Source organism: Deinococcus alpinitundrae, from assembly GCF_009982895.1.
In the GTDB taxonomy this organism is placed as follows: domain Bacteria; phylum Deinococcota; class Deinococci; order Deinococcales; family Deinococcaceae; genus Deinococcus; species Deinococcus alpinitundrae.
On sequence record NZ_WXZL01000003.1, the window covers coordinates 52,326 to 70,235 of the forward strand.

A 17,910-nucleotide genomic window follows, 5' to 3' on the forward strand; every position below is an offset into this window, starting at 1 on the left:
AGCGGTCACGGAGTAAGATTGGGCGTGGCCCGTAAGACAGCTTCACCGAACGAGGCGGGACAGGATCTGGCCCTTGGCGGCAACGAGGAGCGCAACCTCAACCGGCTCTCTCTGGTGCTGGCCGCCGCCCGCGTCCCTGATAACCTGACCTACTGGGAGCGCTCCTGGTCGTCATCGGACCACCTGGGCGTCACGGTGCATGTCAGTTGCGTCGCCAGCGCCAACGGCGTGGTGCCGCACGGCATCGACAACGACATTCTGTTCGGGTTGACCAACGCCTACATCGGTGCGGGCAGTCCCCAGGACAACACCTTCCGGGTCACGGCCTATCAGCTCCTGATCTACGCGGCACTGCCCATCGGGGGCCACAGCTACGCCGCGATCCGGCCCAGTCTGACCCGGCTTCGCAACAGTACCTTCACCATTCAGGACAGCTGGTACGACCGCAAGGAAGAGACCTACCAGTCGCTGAGTACCAGCTTGGTCCAGAACTGGAAAGTTATCGAGAAGCGCCGTGCCCCCAAGAGTTTCGTGGACGAATCGGTCAACGCCGAGGCGCTGTTTCAGGTCACCATCGACCCGGATCTGGCCCGCAGCATCCGCCTCGGTTACATCAGGCCGGTGGATCTCAACATCCTGCGAAATCTCAGCCAGCCGCTGACCCGCACCCTCTACCGCAAGCTCGAAGACGAAAAACACCCGGTGGACCGCCCCGAACAGCTCATCTACCAGAGCGCACTGGTGCCCTGGGCCGAGCGGCTGGGCATCAATGGCCGCCCCGACACCATTCGCCGCGCTCTGCTGGCCCCCCACAAACAGCTGCTCGACTGCGGTTTTCTGGCGCAGGTCAATTACCTGGGGCGTGGCAAGGACCAGGATGTGCAGTACGTCTTTGCCAAGACCACCCAGCCTCCAGCCCGGCCAGAGGCGGTCGCAGCCCTGACCAAGCGCCGGGTGACCCAGGGTGCGGCCGTGCAGTACGCCACCGAGTACGGCCTGGACGCGGTGAATGAGGCAGTTCGGCGCTTCGACGACCTGCTGGCGGCGGGTTATCAGGCCAAGAGCGGCAGCGGCCTGCTGATTGACATCCTGAAAAACCCCCTCAAGTACCAGACCATCTCGGCGGATCTGGTGGGATCGGCCAGGCCTGCAGCTTCTCAAAAGCCGCTGCTGATGGAAAATGGCGTCGAGGACGAACTTCCACCTCGCTCGCTGCAAGCAGCGCTGTTCGTCCTGAAAAAAATTGTGCTGCCCGAATCGTTTAAGGCCGAGGCCGCCGAACTCTACTTGCAGGAATTGGTCAGCATCGAGGAGCTGAGCGCCCTCAAGCAGGAGATTGACCCGGCCAACACCATTCTGAGCTGGAACGCCAGGAAGGCGCGTTGAAATCCACAGATGAACTCGAATACTAGAGAGAGCTTGCTGGGGCCTTCACGTGGCTTCTGTGCGCCGCAAGAGGCATTCGAGGTCTGATAGACCCTTAAATCTTCTAGAAGCAGCCCGTTTCAGAGTTGACGGTGGCGCAGGCCGCTTGCGCTCCTCACACTTTACATGTAACATGCGCTCACCCAGATTTCATCCGATTGCATTTCATTCACGTACCGCCCTGACCCCCGACGTTCCGTTCGGTTGGTTTTTTCAGCGAGGTCTCTAGCTATGCCGCGAAGGTCGCCGGGTTTTTGTTCATGAATCTGCTTCAGCCGCTCCATTCGGTTCGGGTGGTTGATGCGGTTCGTGAGCGTCTGCGGCAAGCCATTCTGGTGGGTGAACTGCCACCTGGAGCGCGGTTGAGCGTGCCGGACCTGGCACGGCGACTCGGCGTGTCACGCAGTCCGATTCGTGAGGCGGTACTGCAACTGGTGTCCGAGGGGCTGGCTGTCGAGCATTCGCGGCGCGGTGTCGAGGTGGCACGAATCGATCTGAGCGATCTGCTGGAGATTTATGCGCTGCGGGCGGCACTGGAGGGTGTGGCCGCCCGGCTATGCGCAGAGTCGATGAGCGCCGCCGACCTGACGGCCCTGCGCGGCGTGCTTGACGCCCAGGGCGCGCCTGCGGTAAGCCGCGACGTGGCCCGCTACCGCGAACTCGACCAGCGCTTTCATCAGATCATCGTGCAGAGCTGCGGCAATCTGCGGCTGGCCAAGAGTGCCGAGCAGCTCGCCGCCGAGTTGAGATTGGCCCAGCGCCTGCTGGCCGACAGCGCCGAGCACCTGCGGGCCAGTCACACCGAGCACCGCCGGATCGTGGCCGCGCTGATCGCCCACGCGCCCGAAGAAGCCGAGAGCGCCATGCGTGACCACCTGGCGCGGGTCGCCAGCGCGGCCCAGGCCAAGGTCTCTGCGGAAGGCCACCCGCCCAGCGGTCCCGAGCCGCCTGGTTTGTCGCATTCCGGTCTGCCCACCACCCTGTCCGCCGACCTTCCAACAGGAGGAACACCATGAAAAACACATTCCCCGTCCGATTCCGACTTCCCCAGGCCCTCTGCACTTTGGCGCTCAGCAGTCTGCTGCTCGGCGCGGCCCAGGCCCAGGGCACCGTCAAGATCGGGGCCATCACCTCGCTGACGGGCCGCTTCGCCGAGTTCGGCAAGCAGCAGATGGCAGGCTTCAAAGTCGCCGTCGACGAGATCAACCGCAAGGGCGGCATCAACGGCCAGAAAGTCGAGTTGCAGGTCGAGGACAACGCCAGCGACGTGAACAAGGGCCTGGCCGCCGCCGAGAAGCTGGTCAACGCCGGTGTGGGACTGGTCATCTGCGAGTATTCCAGCAGTCTGGTCAAGGCGCAGGCACAGTATCTGGCGCGCCAGAAAGTTCCAGCCCTGGTGACCACCAGCAGCGGCGACGACATCACCAATCCCGGCAGCGACTACATCTTCCGACTCAACCAACCGGCCACCGAGTACGCCAGAGTGCTGTTCAACATCTTCCGCGACAACAAATTCAAGACCGTCGCCATGTTCACCGGCACCGGAGCCTTCGAGAAATCGGTGGCCGACGCGGCGCGCGGCTTTGCCAAGCAGTACGGCATAACCATCGTCGAGGACCAGAGCTACGACAAGGGCCTGACCGACTTCCGGCCGGTCCTCAACCGCATCAAGGCCAAGAACCCCGACGCTCTGTTCATGGTCAGCTACGCCGAGGATTCGGTGGCGCTGATGCGTCAGGCCCGCGAGGTGGGCGTCAAGCCCAAGCTGTTCGCGGGCGGCGCGGCGGGCTTTGCCCTGCCCGACTTCATCAAGGACGGGGGCAGCGCTTCGGAGAACGTGCTGGTCGCCACCGCCTGGATCAAGGAACTGCGCTACCCCGGGACCCAGAAGCTCAACGTGGACCTGATCAAGGCGCTGGGCGGGAGTGATCCGAGCTACCACGCGGCCCAGGCCTACGCGGGCGTGCTGGTGGCCGCCGACGCCATCAGGCGGGCGGGCAGCAGCGACCGCGAGAAGGTCAAGGCGGCACTCAACACCACCAACCTTCAGACTGCTTTCGGACCGATCGTCTTCAAGGATTTCGAGGGCTTCAAGAACCAGAACCCGATCGCCATGGTGGCGGAGCAGGTGCAGAGCGGCAAATTCGTGCCGGTGTATCCCAAGACAGCCTCGCCCCTGAAAATCAAGTTCGAGCGCTGAGCCGCTTGGGGCGTTGCCAGAACGCGTGCCCCTATTTCCTGGGATGTAGGAGGTTTCATGAAACGGACGTTGCTCAGTCTCACAACCCTGCTCTTGGCGGGCGCGGCCTGCGCCGAAACCATCAACGTCGGTGCGATCACCAGTTTGACGGGCCGGTTCGCCACTTTCGGAAAGATGCAGAAAGCCGGATTTCAGGTGGCCATCGACGAGATCAACGCGGCGGGCGGCGTGGGCGGCAACAAGCTGGCCCTGCTGCTCGTAGATGACGCCAGCGACACCAACAAGGCGCTCTCGGCCGCCGAGAAGCTACTCAACCAGAAAGTGCCCCTGATCATCGGCTCGTATTCCAGCGGCATCACCAAACCGCTGTCGCAGTACATGGCCCGCCAGAAGGTGCCGCTTTTGGTCGCCACCGCCGTGGACGAGACCATCACCAAGCCCGGCAACGCCTACACCTTCCGGGTCAACAACCAGTCGAGCGTGTACTCGCGCAGCCTGCTCGATCTGTTCAAGCGCATGAACGACACCAAGGCGGGCACCATCAAGACGGTGGCCGTGCTGACCAGCAACGACGCCTTCGGTAAGAGTGTCTACACCGACGTCACCACCCTGTTTACCAAGGCGGGCTACCAGGTCGTCTCCAAAGATACCTACGATCAGGGCCTCACCGATTTCCGGCCCATCCTCAACCGCTATAAGGCCCTCAATCCCGACGCAGTGCTGCTTGCCAGCTACGAGCAGGACGCGGTGGCGGTGGCCAAACAGGTCAAGGAAGTGGGCCTGGCGCCCAAAGTCATCGCCGGTATTGCCACCGGCTTCGCGCTGCCCAATTTTCTGGACGGCGCGGGCAGCGCCGCCGACAACATGCTGGTGGCGATGGTCTGGAATCCGGACGTGATTTATCCGGGAGCGCAGAACCTGTATGCCCGGCTCAAGAAAGCGCTGGGCGGTGAGGAACCCAGCCAGCACGCCGCGCAGAGCTACGCTGCCATGCTGGCCGCCGCCGCCGCCATCAAGCAGGGCGGCAGTGACCCCGAGAAGGTGCGCGAGGCGCTCACCAAGATCAGCATCAACACCGCTTTCGGCCCGGTGAAATTCCGCAATTACGGCGGCTACCAGAACCAGAACGCGGTGGTCGGCTTGATCACCCAGGTACAGGGCGGCAAGTTCGTGACGGTCGCGCCCGCGACGGCGGCCAAGGGCAAGCTGGTGATGCCCAAGAAGTGAAGCCGGGTTCGTGAAGTCCAGTTCAACATGCAGCGGGTGAGGCCCGGCAGACGGCTTGCCGCGCCCCACCGATCTGCTGCACCCATCAAGCCGTTTCCACTAAGGAGAACCCAGTGGACCCAAACACCCTGGCCCTGTTTCAGACGCTCGCGCAGGGCTTACTGACCGGCGGCATCTACGCTCTGATCGGCACCGGCCTGAGCCTGATCTTCGGCGTGATGCGGGTCATCAATTTCGCGCACGGCGATTTTCTGGCCGTCGGCATGTTTATCGCCCTGTTTCTCTTTCAGCGCTTTCACCTCGACCCCTACCTGAGTCTGCTGATCGCCGCGCCGCTCGGCTTCGGGCTGGGCTACCTGGTGCAGCGCTTCTTGCTGGCGCGGCTGGGCGACCGGCTGGAGAGCAGCTCACTGCTGGCGACCCTGGGCCTCGGGCTGATTCTCAGCAACGGCCTGCTGCTGGGCTTCGGCGCGCAGCCGCAGAGTATCAACGTGGCCTACGCCACCCAGACCTTCAAGCTGGGCGGCGTGCAGATCAGCTTGCCGCTACTGGTGGCCGGGCTGGGCACCCTGCTGGCCATCGGCCTGCTCAATCTGTTCCTGTACCGCACCGAGTTGGGCCGGGCCGTGCGCGCCACCGCTCAGAACCCGCTGGGGGCCGAGCTTCAGGGCGTCAACACCACCTGGGTGCAGGCCGTCGTGTTCGGGCTGGGGGTGGCCTTCGCAGTGGTGGCGGGCGTGCTGCTGCTGCCCCTGCTCTACGCCTTCCCGACGGTGGGCGAGAACTACACCCTCAAGGCCTTCGTGGTCACGGTGCTGGGCGGCCTGGGCAATTTGCCAGGGGCCATCGTGGGCGGCCTGATCCTGGGCATCATCGAGTCGCTGGGCGCGTACTACCTCAGCAACAATTACCGCGACGCCTACGGCCTGGTGGTCTTTCTGGCCGTGCTGCTGCTGCGGCCCGAGGGCCTGTTCGGGCGCACGGTGAAACGGGTATGACGGCGGCTGCGGTCACTTCCCGCCCCCGTGCCCTCACCTACGGCAACGTCTGGCTGAGCGCCGTGTTGCTGGGTGTCATGGCCCTCTACCCCTTCGTGTTCGGCAAGAGCCTCAACTTCGGGGTCAGCACGCTGCTGCTGGCGGGCTTTGCCATGAGCTGGAACATTCTGGGTGGTTGGGCCGGGCAACTCAGCCTGGGCCACGCCGCGCTGCTGGGCATCGGGGCTTATACGGTGACGCTGTTCGCCATTCCCGAGCGTGCTCCGGCCTGGCTGGGGCTGGCCGGTCCCGTCGCGCCGTGGTGGGGTGCTCTCATCGGCATGGCGCTGGCCGCGCTGCTGGCGCTCGTGTGGGGAAGGCTCACCTTCGGCTTACGTGGCAGCTACTTCACCCTGTCGAGCATCGCCGTCGCCCTGATTATCCGGCTGGTGGTCATCAACGAGGACTTCGGCGGCGGTGCCGAAGGGCTGTTCATGCCGGATTTGCCCAAGCTGTTCGGCCTCGATCTGTTTGACCGCCACGTCGAGTACGGCCTGGCCTTCACCTTCGTGGCCCTAACCCTATTGGTGACCCACCTCCTGCGCCGCTCGCGGCTCGGCTACGCCCTCCAAGCGGTCCGTGAGGACGAGGACGGCGCGCGGGCGCTCGGCATCGATCCCACCCGCATGAAGCTGGCGGCCTTCGTTCTCTCGGCGGTGCTAACCGCGCTGGGCGGCTCGATCTACGCCATTTACCTTCAGGCGTTTGAGCCACATACCCTGCTGGAACTGCCGCTGAGCGTGCAGATCGCCTTGATGGCCATCATCGGTGGGCGCAGCAGCATCCAGGGGCCAATTCTGGGCGCGCTGCTGCTGGCGGTGTTCGGTGAAGTCTTCAGAAACGTGTTCGCCAACGCCAATCTGCTGATCTACGGCGTGCTGATCCTGGCGGTCACATTATTTGCCCCTGACGGCTTATCGGGCCTGTTCAAGCGCCGGGGCAGCAAGCTGGGGACCAACCGGTGACGGCTCCCACTGCCCACTCAGGGTCTGCCCAGAGCGCAACGCCCCTCTTCGAGGCCCAGAACGTCAGCGTCACCTTCGGCGGTCTCAAGGCTGTGCAGAACATCAGTCTGACGCTGCGTCCCGGCGAAATCCTGGGTTTGATCGGGCCGAACGGAGCCGGAAAAACCACCCTGTTCAACGCCCTGACCGGCTTCGTGACGCCCAGCAGCGGGCGGGTGCTGCTGTCGGGGCGCGATATCACCAGGCTCCAGCCGCAGGCCCGTGCCCGGCTCGGCATGGCCCGTACCTTTCAGGTCGAGCGACCCTTCGAGGACCTCAGCGTGCTGGAAAACGTGCTGGTGGCGGCTTTCCTCCACCACTCCGGCAAAAAGGCCGAGGACAAGGCCTACGCCGTGCTGGAGCGCGTCGGCCTCTCGGACCGGGCGGCCCAGCCCGCCGCGGAACTCAATTTGGCCCGCCGCCGCCGCCTGGAACTGGCCAAGGTGCTGGCGCTCGAACCCCGCGTGCTGTTTCTGGACGAATCGATTGCCGGACTCAACCCACCTGCCCAGGCCGAGATGGTGGGCCTCATCCGCGAACTGGCCGACTCGGGGCTGGGCATCGTGATGGTCGAGCACATCATGCACGTGATCATGGGCCTCTCGAACCACATCATCTGCATGGCCTTCGGTGAGCTGCTGGCCGAGGGCGATCCGCTGACCGTTGCCAACCATCCCGACGTGATCCGGGCCTACCTGGGAGAAGACGATGACTGAGCGGACGAAGGTGGCCCAGCCCGTGTCCGGCGACGCTGAGGTGCTGAGCGTGCGCGACCTGGACGTGGCCTACGGCGAGGTGCAGGTGGTGTTCGGCGTCTCGCTGCACGTGGCCAAGGGCGAACTCGTCGGACTGGTGGGCGGCAACGGCAGCGGCAAGAGCACCATCCTGCGGGTCTTGTCGGGCATGCTCAGGGCGCGGGGCGGCGCAGCCCAGTACCGCGACCACAACCTCAACGGTGTGCCGCCCTACCGGATCACCGAGCTGGGCGTGGCGCACGTGCCGATGGGCCGCCAGCTGTTCGGGCAGATGACGGTGGAGGAAAATCTGCTGATGGGCGCGTACCTGCCGCGCACCCGCGAGCGGCGGCCCCAGAACCTTCAGCGCGTCTACGACTTCTTTCCGCGCCTCAAGGAAAAACGGGCCAGCCCGGCGGCGGCCCTCTCCGGCGGTGAGCAGCAGATGGTCGCCATTGGCCGGGCGCTGATGAGCGAGCCGGAAGTGCTCCTGATGGACGAGCCGAGCCTGGGCCTCGCACCGCTGGTGGTCAAGGAAGTGATGCGGGTGATCGGCTCGCTGCGCCAGCTCGGCCTGACCGTGCTGCTGGTTGAGCAGAACGTGCGGCAGGTGCTCAAGGTGACCGACCGAGCCTACGTCCTCGAACTCGGGTCGCTGGTGCGTGAGGGGCCGAGTGCCGACCTTCTCGACGATCCTGAGATTCGGCGGGCCTACCTGGGCGTCTGATTTCGGCGCAGCTTTGGGCGTGACCCGGTCAGGGCAACTTGGCCGGGTCACGCTGTATGGGTTGAACTGCTTGAACTCCGGTCTCGTGAGCAGCCCTCAAATGCTGTCAGGAGCTGTCTGTTGGGTCCATGTATTGTCCGGGCTGCCCCCCAAAGTGCCAGGTCATGGCCCGGTCCAGCGGCATCGGTGCGGCGAAGAAGTAGCCCTGGAGCAAATCGCAACCCAGATCGACAAGCAGGTCGCGCTGCTGGGCCGTCTCGACACCTTCGGCGACCACCTGAAGCCCCAGCTCATGCGCCAGCGCGATGGTCGAGCGCACGATGGCCAGATTTTTTTGCCCGAATGTTTCCAGGCCCAGGCCCTGAATGAAGGCGCGGTCGATTTTGAGAATGTCCAGTGGAAAGCGGTTCAGGTAAGCCAGGCTCGAATACCCGGTGCCGAAATCGTCGAGGGCCAGTTGCACGCCCAAAGCGGCGAGCTGTTCGAGCACGTCGACCACGCCCCGGCCCGAGTTCATCAACACATTCTCGGTCAGTTCGAGTTCCAGCAGTGATGCGGGCAGGCCACTGATCTGCAAGGCGCTGAGCACATCACCAACGAAACGCGGCGATTCGAACTGCCGCGCCGAGACGTTGACGCCGATGCGCACCGGGCCGCCAGGCCACGCCGCCGCCCGCTGACAGGCTTCTTGCAGCACCCAGCGTCCGAGGTCGAGAATCAGGTCGCTCTGTTCGGCCAGCCCGATGAAAACCTGCGGCGAGACGGCTCCCCGCTCCGGGTGCCTCCAGCGCAGCAGCGCTTCCATGCCGTGCAGGCTGCCGGAACGGGCCTCGACCAGCGGCTGAAACGCCAGCGAGAGCTGCCGGTCTGCGAACGCCTGGCGCAACTCGGTCTCGAGCGTCAGGGCCGTCAGCTCCACGGCGTACTCCTCGGCGTCGTAGCGGCGAACCGTTTGCCCGAGCTGTTTGGCCCGGTAAACGGCGTGTTCGGCTTGCTGGAGAATGGCCTCGGCGGGCGTGTCTGGCTCAGCCTCAGGCGCGACCCCGATGGCGCCGCCCAGGTGAAGCGTCTCGCTGCGCAGCGCCAGGGGTTTGTTGATTGACGCGCTCAGATCGGCGACGACCTGCTCCGCCGCGTGCGCCGGGACCAGCAGCGCAAAACTGTTGCCGCCCACCCGCGCTACGCCGATGCTGCCCGGCAGATCGGTTTCGAGTCGGCGGGCCATAGCCACCAGCAGAGCGTCGCCTGCCGCGTGGCCGTGGCGGTTGTTGATCATTCTGAACTGTTTGAGATCAGCCATGATCACCGTCTGGTGCGGATTGCCCATCAGCGCTCGGTCCAGCGCCCGGACGAACGCGCTGCGGTTCATGAGTCCGGTCAGAGGATCGCTGTAGGCCAGGTGTTCGAGCTGCTGGAGGTGCAGATCGCGCTCGATGACCATGCCCGCCAGCCCAGCCAGATGGTCCAGGACCGCCCGGCCCTCGTCCGAATCTCCCGCTGGCGGCAGCTCAAGTTCGAGTGCGCCGACGAGGGTGGTCCCGGCCAGAATCGGTGATCTCAGGCCTGCTGCGGGGGACCCGTGCGGCGCGTCTTCGCCGAGTCGCAGCGTCGACCGGGCCTGCGGGAAATGCTCGCGCAGGCCCGTCAGCAGCTGCTGCAAGACAACCGGAAGCGACACGCCCTGGGCCGAGAGGTGCAGCACCTCGGCCTGACGGTCACTCAGGGTCATCTGACGGCGGCGCTCGGTGTCGTCGCGGCCGTAGCCGATCATCCGCTCCAGATGCCCGTCTACACCGAAGACCGGCAGGTAATGGCGTTGATGATAGCGCAGTTGCCCCTGGGGGTCGCGCATGGTTTCTTCCCAGCTGACCCGGCAGCGGCAGCGGGCCGCCTCGGCAAAGTGCCGCTGCCGGGCAGCGGCCACTTGAAGATCGTGACCGCGCCAGCGGCAGTATTCCTCGTCGGTCAGCCCGATGATGCCACGGCGCACCTCGGGATTGCCGACGGCCGCCGGGTTGACGTAAACGTAGCGGCCCCGGTGGTCGAGCACGGCCACCTGATACGGCAGGTCTTCGAGCACCACCTGATAAAACTGATGCTGCTCGGCCAGCGCCCGGCGCGCCTGCACCTCCTCAGTGACGTCGCGCGCCACCACCAGAAATCCGCCCACCGCCGGATCGCCGACGAAGTCCTGCCAGTTGACTTCCAGGTGCCGCCAGGTGCCGTCCTGGTGCCGAATCTGGTAGTGCCGCTGGTCGGGCCTGGGCGGTGCGGCGAGGTCGAGCTTCACCTCTGCGGCGTGCGGCGTAAGAAACTGCTCCACCGGCTGACCGATCAGCGACTCGGGTCGGTAGCCGAAGAGGTGCTGGACACTCTCGCTGGCGTAGAGAATTTTCCCATCGGGACCGATAATCACGACGAGGTCGCTGATCATCGCCATGACGCTACGCGAGATCTTTTCGAGGGTGTCCTGGTGCGCCGCCGTCACGGGCACCGCCCACCGGTTGGCCTGGGGCCGCACCCGGGCACGCGGCGGCAGACTCCAGTCGGGGACATGAGGAGAGTATAAAGAGAGCTTCTCTCCGGCTTCTTACGGACGGATACTTCTGGGTTTTGGCGCTCAGGCTGTCCGGCACTGATTTGACTTACTGGCCCTGCCCCAGCGAGTAGCCTGGCACGCCGTCGAAGGTGTAGAGGTGCTCAGTCTTGATGAAGTCCAGCCCCTTGTCGTGAACGCGGATCAGTAGGGCCAGCAGATCGCCGTGCGTCACTGGGGTGTCGGACTGAAAGCGGCAGCGCCAGTGATCGGACTTGAACGTTTCGGGCAGGCCGCCGGGCCAGACCTTGACGCCCCGGTTGGTGATCATCTTCAGCGGGATGTCGCGCAGTTGCGCTTCCTGCAAGGTGGCGGCCAGCACCTCGGGGTCGCGCGCCGAATCGGTCCACTCGAAGAAGACATCGGTACCGACGAGCTGCTTGTCGATGTGGGCTGGCGTGGAGGGCTTGCGGACGGGCATGGCCCTCGCTTTCACGTCTGCCTTGACAGCAGGTAGATGCTGCGGCGTGCGGCCCAGGCGCTCTATGACTGCGTCGGCAAAAGCGTGGGTACCCAGCACTTCCTTCGTGTGCGGACCGGTGATGTCGCGGGTGTGCAGGCCGTCTTCGAGCGCACACAGTAGGGCGTTCTGAATCCTGGCGGCCACCGCGTGCTGGCCCAGGTGCTCCAGCATCAGCGCCGCCGCCGAGATCAGACCGCCGGGGTTGGCCGCGTCCTGCCCGGCCAGGTCGGGGGCCGAGCCGTGAATGGCCTCGAACATGGCGAAGCTCTCGCCGATGTTGGCGCTGCCCGCCAGCCCCACCGAACCGGCCACCTCGGCGGCCACGTCCGAGAGGATGTCGCCGTAGAGGTTGAGGGTCACGATCACGTCGTACTGCTCGGGCCTGGCCGCCACCCGCGCCGTGCCGATGTCGATGATCTGGTGCTCGGCTTTAATCTCGGGGTACTCGTCGCTGATCTCGTCGAAGACCGTATGAAAGAGCCCGTCACACATCTTCATGATGTTGTCTTTACTCAGCGCCGTGACTTTGCTGCGGTGATTCGCACGGGCGTACTCGAAGGCGTAGCGCACGATCTTCTCGCAGCCGGGGCGGGTGATCAGTTTGAGGCACTGCATCACCTCGCGGGTCTGGCGGTGCTCGATGCCCGCGTACAGATCTTCCTCGTTCTCGCGGATGATGACCAGATTCATCTCGGGGTGGTGGGTCGGTACATACGGCGCGTAGGCGCGGCAGGGGCGCACGTTGGCGTACAGGCCCAGCGTCTTGCGCAGCGTCACGTTCAAGCTCTTGTAGCCGCCGCCCTGCGGGGTCGTGATCGGCGCTTTAAGCAGCACCCCGGTCCGGCGCAAGCTGTCCCAGGCGTCGGGCGCGAAGCCGGAGGTGAAGCCCTCCCTGTACAGCGCCTCGCCCATGCGGACTTCATGCGGCGCAACGGGCGCGCCCGCCGCTTCCAGAATGCTCAGCGTGGCTGCCATGATCTCCGGGCCGATGCCGTCGCCATACACAACGGAAACGGGAATGGAGGCGGGCGGGGTGTCGGTCATCTGGACAGGTTGTTCGGTGGTGAGCATGGCAGTCTCCTGGGGTTGAAGCAGTAATATACGAACTACGTTTCGCATATTAAAGTTCGTATATCAGGAACGCAAGTATGTCCCGTTCGCTCCCGGTGCGGAGATCCGGCCCTGTTCCTCCCGCTTCCTCGGCTACACTCGGCTCAACACACCATGACCCCGCCTCCATCACCGCATGAACCCTCGTGGACCTTCTTGTCGAACCACAGCCGCGTGCTGCTGTGCCTCAGCCGCCACCCCGACGCCACGCTGCGTCAGGTCGCCCTGGAGGTGGGCATCACCGAGCGCGCCGTGCAGCGCATCGTGCGTGACCTGGAAGACGCCGGAATCCTGATTCGCCAGCGCGTGGGCCGCCGCAACACCTACAAGATCGAGGCCAACCGCCCGTTGCGCCACCCGCTCGACGCCCACCGCAATGTCCAGGCGCTGCTGGACCTGATGCTCACGACAGAGGAGCCGAAAGGCTGATTCCAGTTGCTTAATCGAAAAATAGAAGGGGAGGTTCCTAGGTTCCCAGCTTTCTATTTTTCTGGGCGGTTGATGTCCAGTTGAAGCGGCTTCGTGGCCCGACCGGCGGCTCAGCGCCCTGTCTGCATGAACAATCCGGCCAGCCCGCGCCGCGCCTGCGGAAAGCGGGCCTGTTGCACGTCCTGCGCCAGCGTTTCGAGCTGCTTTTGCAGGGCGCGGGCACCCGTCACGGCGGCGCTGCTCAGCTCGGTGATCTGGCTGTCGCGCTCCTGCTCCCACCAGCCCAGCACCCGCTCGTTGAGCTTGGCGTGGCGCGGACTGCTGATGTCGCGCGGCGGCTGAATGCGGTCGCGCACGTCTTCAAGGAGGGCGGGCAACTCGGTGGCGCGGGCGACCTCGGCGAGCTGGCCACTGGCCTTGAGCTGCGCGACCCGGCCCAGCAGGCGCTCGGCTTCGAGCTGCTGGTGGGCGCGGTTGCGGCCCTGAATCAGCGCGGCCCCGATGGCCATGCTGACCAGCGCCACCGTGAAGGCCAGCAGCGACCAGTGCTGCGGGGTGATCGGCACGTCACTGCCCGCCACCGAGAGGTCTTGCAGGGTGCTGCTCTGGGCGGCGTTGGCGGCGAGCTGCTGTGTGACGCGCAGAATGCCGTCCCAGTTGAGATACCCCTCCACGCACAGGTACAGGGTCCCCACCAGCCCGATGGCGGCAATGCGCCCCGCCGCCCCGGCCCGCGTCCGGCTGAGTTTGGTGCGGTAGGTCAGTTCCTCGATCAACCACAGCAGCAGCACGCTGAACATCACCCCGGCGCTCAGGGCGATGATAGTCATGTACAGCAGGCTGTCGGGGTTGAACAGCAGATTGATGCTGATGCCACTGATCAGGCCCACGAAGAACTTGCTGAACACCGCGAAAAACGAGAAGGCCCGGGCGCTGAACGACTTCTCGGGTTCGGGGCGGTAGGGCACACTCTCGGCGGCCAGCGAACCCAGCGCCGCCTGCATGTACAGATCGTCGGCGTTGCGGACTTGTGGACTCAGGCCCTGACTGGTGAGCAGCTCAAATCGCCGCTCGCTGGCCCGCTCGGCGGCCTCGCTGGCCTGGGTGTAGGCCCGCTCGCTGGCGCTGCTGGCGTCGTTCATGAATTTCAGGTGCTCCTCCTGGCGCGACCACGACTGCCGCACACCCACCCCGGTCTCGGCCAGGGCGCGGGTCAAGGCCGCGTGCGTCACGGCGTAGTCGATCTCGTACTGGCGCACGCCCAGATCAAGCACGCGGGCCCGCCTGAGCAGCTCCGAGCGCTGCGCCTCGCCCTCAATGAACTGGATGTCGCGCTGGATGTCGCCGAGGTAGGCGGCCAGCTCGTGCGGCGGCAGCACCGGGAGAAACTGCTCGGCGCTCAGCGGCTGAGGCGTGGGGAGCGCGGCCAGGTGTGACTGATCGGGCGCCGAAGTTGTTTCCGGCTCGAACACCATATTCAGCGGACCGTAGGGCGGTGAGAGTTCGGTGTCGGGCGTTTCAGGTGTGGTCATTTGCGGTCCGCCTTCACGGCGGCGGCGAAGGTCGGGTAGACGTTGGCGAGGTCGTAGGCCCCGGCCAGAATGACCCGCTGATCATTCGCCGATTTGCCGAGCTGGGTGGTGAAGGTGTCACGGATGCTGCTGCCCGCTGCGTCGGCCTCGGGGCTGAGGCCCGCGACGAACACGGTGGCGGTGCTGCGGCCCAGCAATTTACTGAAGATGCCCGGCAGGGCCGCGCGCTGAGGGTCGTCGAGGAGCGCACCGTCGGTGAAGTACACCACCACTTCCCGGGCATCCTTGGTGCGTTGCCCCGCTGTGAGCGCGGCGCTGAAACCCGCCGTGATGGCGCTGCCCTTGCCCTTGCACGGCGTGGTGAGGGCGTTGGAGTAGCGCAGGATGTCACTTTTGCCCATCCGCGCGCCGCCAGCGCCCTGGTACTTGAAGTCGGCCACCGTCTTGACGCCGCTGCACACTTGCAGCAATGTCACCGTGTCGCCGCTGCGAACCTGATTGAGCAGCACGTTCTGGGCGATCAGCCGGGCCTGCGGTGCGTACTGGAAGGCCGGATTCTTGCTGCTGCCAGTCATGTCCACCGCGATGATGACGTGCAGCGGCGGCGAGCTGAGACCGAGCACCGAAGCTGCTGTGAGCGGAGTGGGCGTCAGCACGGAAGCGAGCAGGGGAAGCAGAAGGGGGCTGGACATCGGGGTGGTCTCCTTAATTGGGGGCAGTGGGGACGGGATTTTGCAGAATGACGCCCGGTGCGGGCACGGCAGCGCCGTCAGTGCGCGTGAGTCCGGCAGGCATCGGCAGGGTGGTCAGGGTGTGCGGCAACTGGCGCAGGAATCCGATCTCACGGCAGGCGGCCTGCTGGCGGTAGAGGTCGGTGGGCACTGCCGAGACGCCGCCGGGATCGCCCAGCCAGACGCCCATGGCGTACTCCGGCGTGACCCCGGCGCACCAGGTGTCGTTCACGTCGTCGCTGGTGCCGGACTTCGCGCCGAGCTGCACCGCGCTGCCGACGAGGCCGGAAAAAAACGAGGGACGCAGGAACTTGAGGTGCGAGGCGTCGCCCGACACCCCGCCGGTCAGCATGTCGAAGGTCTGGTAGGCCACCCGAGGGTCCCACAGCGGCGTACAGGTGGTGTCCGGCAGTGCCAGGCGTCGCCCAGAACTGTCGTAGACCGCTGCCAGCAGGTGCGGACGGCACAGCATCCCGCCGTTGGCGAAGCTGGCATACGCGCCCGCGACTTGCAGCGGCGACGCCTGCCAGGTCCCCAGCGCCGGGCTGGAGCGGTTGCCGGAGTCGGCGGTGTAGCCTGCGGCCCGCAGCACCTGTTCGAGCGGCTGCTGGGTTTGCAGGCCCACCTGCACCGCCACGGTGTTGAGCGAGCGGGTATCGGCCTCGCGGATGGTCACGGACTGGTTGAGGAAGGTGTTGGTGCTGTTACCGATGGCCTGCCCGTAATAGCTGGTCGACTGATCACGAAACCGGCTGAGCTGGGTCAGGCTGCCCGCCCCGCGCCCGAAGGCCGCCGAGTAGAGCAGCGGCTTGACGGTGCTGGCGACGCTGCGCCGGGCCGAGGCGGCCCACTGCGCTCCGGCGTCGCCGCTGAGGTTGCCTCCGGTGCTGCTGGCCAGCGCCAGGATGCCGCCGTCGGCGACATTCACCACCGCCGCGCCCTCACCCACGTTGGCGCGGTTCCGAGTCACGCGGTCGTTGAGGTCGCGCTGGGCCTGGGCGTCGATGGTCAGGGTGACAGTGGCGGCGCGGGCAGGCGAGATGCCGCTTTGCTGCAACTCGCGCTTGACCAGGGCCTGAAGGGTCCAGGCCGGGTCGGGGTCGCTGCGGTAATCGGGGTTGCGGCTGGCCCGCGCCACCATCAGCCCCGCGCCGCTTCCAGCGTACTCGACGCGCCACAAACTCGGTTGCACCGGCTCCGAGACGGCCTGCTGGTACTGGTCGTCGGTGATCAGCTGATGCTGGTGCAAGATGCCCAGCGTCAACAGTTGCTGCTGGCGCATATATCGGAATTTCTCGGTGGCGTCGGTCAGGGGGGTCTGCTCGCTCACCAGGTAGGTGCCGGGACGCGGCAGCAGGCCGACCAGAAAAGCGCTCTGGGCCAGGCTGAGATCGCTGGCCCGGACCCCGAAGATGATGCGGGCCGCGTCGTGAATGCCCCGGCGCTGCCCGATGCCCAGCCAGGGCAGGCTGTTGACACTCATGTCGAGCACCTCGGCTTTGCTGTAGTGCAGACTCAACAGCGGCGCGAGCACGTACTCGGTGGCCTTGCGCAGCAGGCCCGCCACGTCGCGGCTCAGGCCTGTGCGGCTGGTGTCGTAGTCGAAATACCCGGCCAGCACGTTGTTCTTGAGCAGCTGCATGGTGATGGTGCTCCCCCCGGCGCGGCTGAGCATTGATTTCGGAATGCGCCCCAGGTCGATGCCGGGGTGGCTAAAGTAGCGCACGTCCTCCTTGGCGACGTAGGCCAACAAGAAGCCCTGCGACACCTGCGAAAGCGGCAGCGTCAGGCTCTCGCGGCAGCGCACCGGGTTGCTGGGCTGGCGCGCGGCCTGCACGTCGTCGCAGTGGTCAATGACGCCCAGGTCCAGTCCCTTGTTGTCGAGCACCCGGATCGGTTCGATCTGCTCGCGCAAGTTCCAGGTGCGCGGCAACGCGCCGGTGAAGACGGCCCCGGCCAGCCCGGTCAGCAGCGTCAGGAGGGTCAGCAGGCCCACTGTCGCGAAGACGAGGCGCACGGCCAGCCACAGCCGGTTCGGGCGGCTCGGCGCGGCGAACGGCAGCGAGGCCTGACCGGGAGCGCTCAACGCGGCAAATCCGCAAGGTGGCTGGCCGCCGCCGTGAACTGGCTTTCACGGTTGAGCTGATTGAAGGCGGCAGACCCGCCGATAACCCCCACCACCAGTACGCCCAGCACCGCCAGCAAGCTGAGGGCAAGCTGGACCCGACTGGCCGCTGGACGCGCGGCCCGGCCGGGTGGGGCGGGCGGGTGCAACCTGGGTGCGGTCTGACCCAGCGAGCGGCTGGACGGGGACTTGAATGGGGACGGATTCAGCAGCGGCGGGTGCCGCCGGGGTCCGTTCTGGGCGCGGCGCTGGAAGGGAGGCCAGTTCAGGCCGCCCAGCAGCCCGCTGGTGTAGGGTTTCGGCTTCCGGACAAACCGCATACCCGACAGTCTAGAGAAGCGTTTCTGAGTTTCGCGTCCGCCTTTCTGATGAAGTTCCCATAAAGGCCGGGTCACGCGCTCAGCTTCACCGCAGCGGGGTCTTGTTGATCAGCGTACAGTCGAACACTGTTCCGAATGCGCGGCCAGGCGGCGATGACGCCGAGGTCAGCGCTTCCGGCGGCGCACGGGTTATGCTGCTGAGCGTTCACCCCCAAAGTCAGGCCACAGCTCCCGCTCTTCTCCTGCTTCC

15 protein-coding genes are annotated in these 17,910 nt (G+C 65.7%); 9 read left to right on the forward strand and 6 right to left on the reverse strand.

Features of this window, described 5'->3' with window-relative positions; all coding sequences use genetic code 11:
* Positions 1–24 precede the first annotated feature (24 nt).
* The 8 genes from GUI70_RS03420 to GUI70_RS03455 all read left to right on the forward strand — a co-directional run bounded on the left by GUI70_RS03420 (position 25) and on the right by GUI70_RS03455 (position 8,354).
* Complete coding sequence (locus tag GUI70_RS03420) at positions 25–1,386, forward strand: replication initiator protein A (RefSeq protein WP_161880908.1); 1,362 nt, start codon at positions 25–27, stop codon at positions 1,384–1,386.
* A 299-nt stretch (positions 1,387–1,685) separates the two neighbouring features.
* On the forward strand, positions 1,686–2,441 hold the full coding sequence (locus GUI70_RS03425; RefSeq protein ID WP_161880909.1) for a GntR family transcriptional regulator: 756 nt from the start codon (positions 1,686–1,688) through the stop codon (positions 2,439–2,441).
* The gene (locus GUI70_RS03430; RefSeq protein WP_161880910.1) at positions 2,438–3,625 is read left to right on the forward strand and encodes an ABC transporter substrate-binding protein; all 1,188 of its coding nucleotides are present in this window, start codon (positions 2,438–2,440) and stop codon (positions 3,623–3,625) included. The genes GUI70_RS03425 and GUI70_RS03430 overlap by 4 nt, the downstream gene beginning before the upstream one ends.
* A 57-nt stretch (positions 3,626–3,682) precedes the next feature.
* Complete coding sequence (locus GUI70_RS03435; protein ID WP_161880911.1) at positions 3,683–4,852, forward strand: ABC transporter substrate-binding protein; 1,170 nt, start codon at positions 3,683–3,685, stop codon at positions 4,850–4,852.
* A 113-nt stretch (positions 4,853–4,965) separates the two neighbouring features.
* Complete coding sequence (locus GUI70_RS03440; RefSeq protein WP_161880912.1) at positions 4,966–5,850, forward strand: branched-chain amino acid ABC transporter permease; 885 nt, start codon at positions 4,966–4,968, stop codon at positions 5,848–5,850.
* Entirely contained in the window at positions 5,847–6,854 is a 1,008-nt protein-coding gene (locus tag GUI70_RS03445; protein ID WP_161880913.1) for a branched-chain amino acid ABC transporter permease, read from the forward strand. The genes GUI70_RS03440 and GUI70_RS03445 overlap by 4 nt, the downstream gene beginning before the upstream one ends.
* Positions 6,851–7,609, forward strand: a complete 759-nt coding sequence (locus GUI70_RS03450) for an ABC transporter ATP-binding protein (protein ID WP_161880914.1) — start codon at positions 6,851–6,853, stop codon at positions 7,607–7,609. The genes GUI70_RS03445 and GUI70_RS03450 overlap by 4 nt, the downstream gene beginning before the upstream one ends.
* Positions 7,602–8,354, forward strand: a complete 753-nt coding sequence (locus tag GUI70_RS03455; protein ID WP_161880915.1) for an ABC transporter ATP-binding protein — start codon at positions 7,602–7,604, stop codon at positions 8,352–8,354. Before GUI70_RS03450 ends, GUI70_RS03455 begins: the two co-directional genes overlap by 8 nt.
* A 106-nt stretch (positions 8,355–8,460) precedes the next feature.
* Here the strand turns inward: GUI70_RS03455 and GUI70_RS03460 are convergent, their stop codons facing one another.
* Complete coding sequence (locus GUI70_RS03460) at positions 8,461–10,842, reverse strand: sensor domain-containing protein (RefSeq protein WP_161880916.1); 2,382 nt, start codon at positions 10,840–10,842, stop codon at positions 8,461–8,463.
* A 157-nt stretch (positions 10,843–10,999) separates the two neighbouring features.
* Complete coding sequence (locus GUI70_RS03465) at positions 11,000–12,484, reverse strand: NADP-dependent isocitrate dehydrogenase (RefSeq protein ID WP_202630387.1); 1,485 nt, start codon at positions 12,482–12,484, stop codon at positions 11,000–11,002.
* 153 nt (positions 12,485–12,637) lie between these two features.
* Here GUI70_RS03465 and GUI70_RS03470 point away from each other — a divergent pair, with 153 nt between their 5' ends.
* On the forward strand, positions 12,638–12,952 hold the full coding sequence (locus GUI70_RS03470; protein WP_161880917.1) for a helix-turn-helix transcriptional regulator: 315 nt from the start codon (positions 12,638–12,640) through the stop codon (positions 12,950–12,952).
* A gap of 110 nt (positions 12,953–13,062) precedes the next feature.
* On the opposite strand, the gene GUI70_RS03475 is transcribed toward GUI70_RS03470, so the two are convergent.
* Genes GUI70_RS03475 through GUI70_RS03490 form a run of 4 tightly spaced genes read right to left on the reverse strand, consistent with a single transcriptional unit; the run spans position 13,063 to position 17,660 of the window.
* Entirely contained in the window at positions 13,063–14,484 is a 1,422-nt protein-coding gene (locus GUI70_RS03475; protein ID WP_237724671.1) for a hypothetical protein, read from the reverse strand.
* On the reverse strand, positions 14,481–15,176 hold the full coding sequence (locus tag GUI70_RS03480) for a VWA domain-containing protein (protein WP_161880918.1): 696 nt from the start codon (positions 15,174–15,176) through the stop codon (positions 14,481–14,483). The genes GUI70_RS03475 and GUI70_RS03480 overlap by 4 nt, the downstream gene beginning before the upstream one ends.
* Positions 15,177–15,189: 13 nt before the next feature.
* Positions 15,190–17,301, reverse strand: a complete 2,112-nt coding sequence (locus tag GUI70_RS03485) for a transglycosylase domain-containing protein (RefSeq protein WP_237724672.1) — start codon at positions 17,299–17,301, stop codon at positions 15,190–15,192.
* Positions 17,298–17,660: a hypothetical protein gene (locus GUI70_RS03490; protein WP_161880919.1), complete on the reverse strand. Its 363-nt coding sequence runs from the start codon at positions 17,658–17,660 to the stop codon at positions 17,298–17,300. Before GUI70_RS03490 ends, GUI70_RS03485 begins: the two co-directional genes overlap by 4 nt.
* Positions 17,661–17,910 lie beyond the last annotated feature (250 nt).